The sequence below is a fragment of the Streptomyces sp. NPDC048483 genome (genome assembly GCF_040651455.1).
In the GTDB taxonomy this organism is placed as follows: domain Bacteria; phylum Actinomycetota; class Actinomycetes; order Streptomycetales; family Streptomycetaceae; genus Streptomyces.
Genome location: NZ_JBEZJZ010000104.1, coordinates 23,243 through 29,468, shown reverse-complemented (window position 1 = coordinate 29,468; position 6,226 = coordinate 23,243). Strand labels below are relative to the sequence as shown.

General features: G+C 72.0%; 6 protein-coding genes. 2 read left to right on the top strand and 4 right to left on the bottom strand.

Annotated features, from left to right (window positions below; genetic code table 11):
* Positions 1-101 precede the first annotated feature (101 nt).
* The gene (locus tag AB0D04_RS34605) at positions 102-965 is read right to left on the bottom strand and encodes a hypothetical protein (protein ID WP_362711350.1); all 864 of its coding nucleotides are present in this window, start codon (positions 963-965) and stop codon (positions 102-104) included.
* A gap of 129 nt (positions 966-1,094) precedes the next feature.
* Entirely contained in the window at positions 1,095-2,024 is a 930-nt protein-coding gene (locus AB0D04_RS34600) for a hypothetical protein (protein ID WP_362711349.1), read from the bottom strand.
* Positions 2,025-2,268: 244 nt separating this feature from the next.
* Between AB0D04_RS34600 and purN the strand changes: the two genes are divergently transcribed.
* Both purN and purH read left to right on the top strand, forming a co-directional pair.
* Positions 2,269-2,910 (top strand): phosphoribosylglycinamide formyltransferase, encoded by a 642-nt coding sequence (gene purN / locus AB0D04_RS34595; RefSeq protein ID WP_362711348.1) that lies wholly within the window; start codon positions 2,269-2,271, stop codon positions 2,908-2,910.
* The gene (purH, locus tag AB0D04_RS34590) at positions 2,907-4,496 is read left to right on the top strand and encodes a bifunctional phosphoribosylaminoimidazolecarboxamide formyltransferase/IMP cyclohydrolase (protein ID WP_362711347.1); all 1,590 of its coding nucleotides are present in this window, start codon (positions 2,907-2,909) and stop codon (positions 4,494-4,496) included. Before purN ends, purH begins: the two co-directional genes overlap by 4 nt.
* Positions 4,497-4,560: 64 nt before the next feature.
* On the opposite strand, the gene AB0D04_RS34585 is transcribed toward purH, so the two are convergent.
* Together AB0D04_RS34585 and AB0D04_RS34580 are read right to left on the bottom strand one after the other, a co-directional pair.
* Complete coding sequence (locus tag AB0D04_RS34585) at positions 4,561-5,127, bottom strand: hypothetical protein (RefSeq protein ID WP_362711346.1); 567 nt, start codon at positions 5,125-5,127, stop codon at positions 4,561-4,563.
* Positions 5,128-5,322: 195 nt separating this feature from the next.
* Complete coding sequence (locus AB0D04_RS34580; RefSeq protein WP_362711345.1) at positions 5,323-6,054, bottom strand: RDD family protein; 732 nt, start codon at positions 6,052-6,054, stop codon at positions 5,323-5,325.
* Positions 6,055-6,226: the final 172 nt, after the last annotated feature.

The following is a 6,226-nucleotide window of genomic DNA, read 5'->3' as shown; positions in this document are numbered from 1 at the left end:
GGGGGGGGGGCCCCCCGGGGGGGGGCCCCGTCCCCCCCGGGGGGGGGCGGCCCCGCGTCCGTTTGCGGCGCCGGCCCAGGGCGCTGTTGTCACGTCCCGCCCTAGCGGAGGGCGGGGGTGAGGCGGGCCTCGGCGGGGAGGTGGGGGTGGCCGCCGGGGCCTCTTCGTCCGGGCGGTGGTGTGGGTGCGCCGTCGCGCCTGGCCTGGACGGCGGGCGTGGCCGGGTGCGTGGCGGGTTTCGCGGCGGGCCGCGGCGCGGGCGGCACATAACGGTCCGGGGCGGTCAGCACCGTTAGTGCGGTCGCCGCCGCGACCAGCCCGGTGAGCCCGAGCGCCGCGCCGGTGGTCCACCGGATGTGGCGGGCGCTCGCGGTCCGTACGGAACGCGGGGCGGGCAGGGTGACCTTGTGCGCGGCGGCCAGCTCGGTGAGCCGGACGCGCAGCATCTCGCCCTGCCGTACCGGAGACCGGCCGGCCAGCCCCAGCTCCGGCAGCCGTTCGGCGAGCTGTTCGCGCGCATACATCAGCCGCCCGGCCGCCGCGGGTGTGCTCGCCTCGATCTCGGCCGCCGTCTCGTACAGGCCGAGCCCGACCCCGTCGTGCAGCAGCAGCGTGCGGCGGTACGCGACGGGCAGCTCCAGGAACGCGCGCAGCAGTGCACGGTCCTCGGCCGTCCCGGTCTTCACGGAGACCCGGAGCCGCGGCCGGAACCCGTGCCATGGCGACAGCGCATACTCGTACGCCCTCGCCCGCACCCACCCCGCCGGGTCCGCATCCACCGCCACTTCAGGCCACCGGTGCCACGCCTGCTGGAACGCCCGCTCGACGGCCCGCCGCGCCCGCCTGGGCCGCCCGGTGAGCAGATACGTCTGACGGATCAGGGTGTCGGCGTGCCGGGTGCAGAGGGCGTCGAAGGCGGCGGAGGGGGTGGTGTCGGGGGTCGGCTTCCGCTTGCGCTTGCTCATCTCTGCAGTGTGGAAAACGCGCACAAGCGAACGAAGTGCGACACGTCGGGCATTCCGTCACTACTCGGATGAAATGGGTGCAGTTGGCGGCGCGCCCTGGTGAGCCGGCGGACCGCGCACCCGCTCCGCCTACTGCTGCGTGCTCAGCAGGTCTCGCAGCTGCTCCGGCAGCAGACGCTCACAGGACTTGGCCGATTTCTGGGTCAGGGCGTCGTCCACGCAGGTGAAGTAGTCGCGGTAGACGATCTCGACGGTGAAGGTCGCGGCCACCATCATCAGCGCCAGCGCGGCGGTCACCAGCCCGGCGATCGCCGCGGTCGTCTGCGGCCGGGTCGAGGCCGGGCCGGACGGGCCGGCGGCCGAGGGCGCCGGGCGCCCCTCCATCGCCGCGGTGGTCGCCGCCGCGGCCGACTTCGCGGCACCCGGCTTGGCGCGCAGCGAGCTGATGCCCCAGTAGAGGGCCAGCGCGGCCAGCAGCAGCGAGACCTCCGGCAGGCTGAGGAACACAAAGAAGAACGCCCACATGCCGGAGAGCAGGGCGTAGCGCGCGCGGCGCTGGGCCGGGTCGGTGGGGTCCCAGCGAAGCCCGCCCGGTCCGCCGCCGGGGCCGCCCTGGCCGCCGCCCTGCTGACCGCCGCGGCCGCCCTGCCGGGAGCCGAACCCGCCGCTCTGCCGCCCCGGCTGCCGGCTGCTCCACTGGCTGCCCCACGTCGGCGACGGCTCGTCCTGCGGCGCCTGCTCCTGGTCGCCGTTGTCCCCTTGGGGCCGGCGCGGCCGCCACTCCTGGTCGGGGGCGTCGGCCGGCGGGGCGGCGAAGGGGTTGTCGTGGTCCGGGGTGTGGGCGCGACGGCGCTTGCCGTCGGACGTCTCGCCGGACGTCTCGTCGGAATCCGGGGACTCCGGCGACTCCGGCTCGGGAGAAGTGCTGCCCGCCGAAGAGGACGACGACTTGCGCTCACGCAGCAGGACCGCCCCCGGGGCGGTGACGGGCTGGGGGCACCTCCCAGCGGTGGCCGGGGGAGGGAGCAGGAGGGCCGCGCTGCGGCGTCGGTCCGTCATCTGGTGTGCGTCTTCCCCTTGTCTCGTCCGTGCGCGGGCCGACAGGCGGCAGCGCCCGGTTACCACGAACTGCATGCGGTCTCCGCCCTGACGCTACCTCCCGTGACCGCCCCCGTCCCGTGGGGGCCGCTCGGAGTGCCGGTATCGTTGCTGACGGTCGGCGCCTTCGTAGGGTTCCCCGGATTTGCGGTACCCACGGCCTTGTACGACCACACAAAGCACCGAAACGAGAAAGAGCCCCGCCGTGGCTTCCTCCCCAGCCCCCCTTCCGCCCCCCGCGCGCCTTGTCGTCCTCGTCTCCGGTTCCGGTACGAACCTGCAGGCGCTTCTGGACGCCATCGCCGAGCAGGGCCCGGACGCCTATGGAGCCCAGATCGTGGCCGTCGGCGCCGACCGGGGCGCGATCGCCGGGCTGGAGCGCGCCGAGCGGGCCGGTCTGCCGACGTACATCTGCCGCGTCAAGGACTACGACAGTCGCGAGGACTGGGATGCGGCGCTCGCCGAGGCGACCGCCGCCCATGAGCCCGACCTCGTCATCTCGGCCGGCTTCATGAAGATCCTCGGGAAGGAATTCCTGGCCCGCTTCGGCGGCCGGACCGTCAATACCCACCCGGCGTTGCTGCCGAGTTTTCCCGGTGCCCATGGCGTACGCGATGCGCTCGCATACGGCGCAAAGGTCACCGGATGCACCGTCCACTTCGTCGACGACGGCGTCGACACCGGCCCGATCATCGCCCAGGGCGTGGTCGAGGTCCGGGACGAGGACGACGAATCCGCGCTGCATGAGCGCATCAAGGAAGTCGAGCGATCGCTGCTCGTCGAGGTCGTGGGGCGCCTGGCCCGGCACGGCTACCGCATTGAGGGACGAAAGGTACGTATCTCGTGAGCGCCACCGAAGGCACGAAGCGGCCCATCCGCCGCGCACTGGTCAGCGTCTATGACAAGTCCGGGCTGGAGGAGCTGGCGCAGGGTCTGCACGCGGCGGGCGTCCAGCTCGTCTCGACCGGATCGACGGCCGCGAAGATCGCCGGGGCCGGGGTGCCGGTCACCAAGGTCGAGGAGCTGACGGGCTTCCCCGAGTGTCTCGACGGCCGGGTCAAGACCCTGCACCCGAAGGTGCACGCCGGCATCCTGGCCGACCTCCGCCTGGAGGACCACCGGAACCAGCTGGCCGATCTCGGCGTGGAGCCGTTCGACCTGGTGATCGTGAACCTCTACCCGTTCCGGGAGACCGTCGCCTCCGGTGCGACCCCCGACGAGTGCGTGGAGCAGATCGACATCGGCGGCCCCTCGATGGTCCGCGCCGCCGCCAAGAACCACCCCTCGGTCGCCGTGGTCGTCAACCCCGCCCGTTACGGCGACGTCCTCCAGGCGGTCACCGACGGCGGCTTCGACCTCGTCACCCGTAAGCGCCTGGCCGCCGAGGCGTTCCAGCACACCGCCGCCTACGACGTGGCCGTCGCCTCCTGGTTCGCGGACGACTACGCCGCCGCCGACGACTCGGGCCTCCCCGAATTCCTGGGCGCCGCCTACTCCCGTAAGAACGTCCTCCGTTACGGCGAGAACCCGCACCAGGCCGCCGCGCTGTACGTCGACACGGCATCCATTGGCGGCTCTGCCGCGGGCGGCGGCCTCGCCGACGCCGAGCAGCTGCACGGCAAGGAGATGTCGTTCAACAACTTCACGGACACCGAGGCCGCCCGCCGGGCCGCCTACGACCAGACCGAGCCGTGTGTGGCGATCATCAAGCACGCCAACCCCTGCGGTATCGCGGTCGGCGCGGATGTCGCCGAGGCGCACCGCAAGGCGCACGAGTGCGACCCGCTGTCCGCGTTCGGCGGGGTGATCGCCGTCAACCGCCCGGTCTCCCTGGCGATGGCCGAGCAGGTCGCGGAGATCTTCACCGAGGTCATCGTGGCGCCGGACTACGAGGACGGCGCACTCGAGGCGCTGTCCCGTAAGAAGAACATCCGGGTACTGCGCTGCCCCGACGCGCCGTCGAACTCCGTCGAGGTCAAGGCCATCGACGGCGGCGCCCTCCTCCAGGTCACCGACCGCCTCCAGGCCGACGGCGACGACCCGGCCTCCTGGACGCTGGCCGCCGGCGAGGCGCTGTCCGCCGACGAGCTGGCCGAGCTGGCCTTCGCCTGGCGGGCGGGCCGCGCGGTGAAGTCCAACGCGATCCTGCTCGCCAAGGACGGCGCCACCGTCGGCGTCGGCATGGGCCAGGTCAACCGCGTGGACTCGGCGAAGCTGGCCGTGCAGCGCGCGGGCGAGGAGCGGGCGCGCGGCGCCTACGCCTCCTCGGATGCCTTCTTCCCCTTCCCCGACGGCTTCGAGGTGCTCGCCGAGGCCGGCGTCAAGGCCGTGGCCCAGCCCGGCGGTTCGATCCGCGACGAACTCGTCGTCGAGGCCGCCAAGAAGGCCGGCGTGACGATGTACTTCACCGGGACGCGGCACTTCTTCCACTGAGCGGCGACAGACGAAAGGGCCGCACCCCGCGCTCGGGGTGCGGCCCTTCGGCGTTCGCGGGCCGTCAGTAACGCGGCCGGTTGAACCAGGCGCTGCCGTCGTCCTTCGAGACGAACACAATGATCAAGATGCCGAGGGCGGTGTGCACCAGCCCCAGGGGGAAGACGACAAAGCTGCTCAGGGTGGTGGTGACACCGAAGATGATGGCGCAGACGCGGACACCGTTGCCGCCCTTGCCGAACTGCACGGCGCAGGTGATCGCGAGGACCGTGACGATCACGATCAGCGCGATCAGGGTGATCAGCACGCCCTTGCCGACGCTGAACGCGGCCAGGTCGTCATCGTCGGCGCCCATGGCCGCCTTTGACGCCTTGCTGACCTCGCCCAGGCCCCACACGGCGAAGCCGAGCCCGATGAGGTTCAGACCGGCGAGCACGAGCAGCATGACGCGCGCCGCCTTCACCCCTCCCGGCATCCCGTTCAGTACCGGCACACCCGGCATTCCCGGGCCCGGCATCCCGGCGCCCGGGTAGGGCCCGTACGGCGAGGGCTGCGGCGGCTGTTGGGGATAGCCGTAGCCGGGCTGCTGACCCGGCGGCGGACCGTAGGGATTCTGATTCGGGTAGCTCACGGGCAATGTCCTTCGGGCGTGTGGAGCGGATACCGGCTTGCGCCGGCACCAGCGAAGTATGCGCGCCGCCGGGCGGCGATGTCCTGACGATGTCCCGTACAGCACCGCGAAGGCCCCGTTCGCGGCGGTGCGAGGGGGCCTTCGGGGCGATGGGGACAGCGCATCCGGCCGACTGTGGGCCGGATGGCGGGGCGATTACCGGGCCCGGACGACCACCGTGCCGACGACCTTGTCGGCGAAGGTCTGGTTCTTCTCGTCCCACAGCGGCCACCAGTAGCCGAGGCCGCACACCGGGGAGTCCAGGATGTGGCAGAACTTGCGGCCGAGCGCCAGACCGAAGCCGGGGAGCTGGCCGTTGTTCTCGCGGACGAGCCGGATGCCCAGGGCCTTCTTGCCCGGGGTCTGGCCGGTCTTGCCCTCCTTGACGAGGATGAGGATCGCGCCGACGATGGCGCACGCCCAGGCGATCAGGCCGAGGACGAGGACGATGCCCGCGCTGCCCTGCGCCGAGTCCCGCGCATTCTCGAGGCAGCTGATGTCGCTGCCGCAGCTGCTGACGCTGCTGTTCGCATCGTCCTGCGCACTCAGCCCGATGAAGAACGAGATGAGGCCGACAACGAGCGGCACCGCACCCACGATCAGACCGTCGATCAGGGCGGCGCCCACGCGCGCGCCCCAGCTGGCGAAGGCCATCGGCATGCCCATGCCGACCTGGCCCGGGTAGCCGTAGCCCGGCGCGGGCTGCTGCGGGTAGCCGTACTGGGCGGGCTGCTGCGGAGCGCCGTACGGCTGCTGCGGCGGTGCCTGCTGCGGGTAGCCGTAGCCCGGCTGCCCGCCCTGCGGGGGCATGCCCGGCTGCTGGGGAGCGCCGTACGGGCCCTGCGGCGGCTGCTGGCCGTAAGGATTGTTCGGGTCGCCGAAGCTCATTTGCTGTTTTCCTCCGTGTGGGTCAGTGGGGGACGACGCGGCGTGACTCGGAGGAAAACAGGTTGCACTGGCCACCCCCCGACGAAGCCTGCGGCACTGAACGACAATCCTTCTAGTTACCGCTTGGCTCTGTCCAGTCAAGGGGGTAAGGCGTTGTCCAAGTGCAATGATC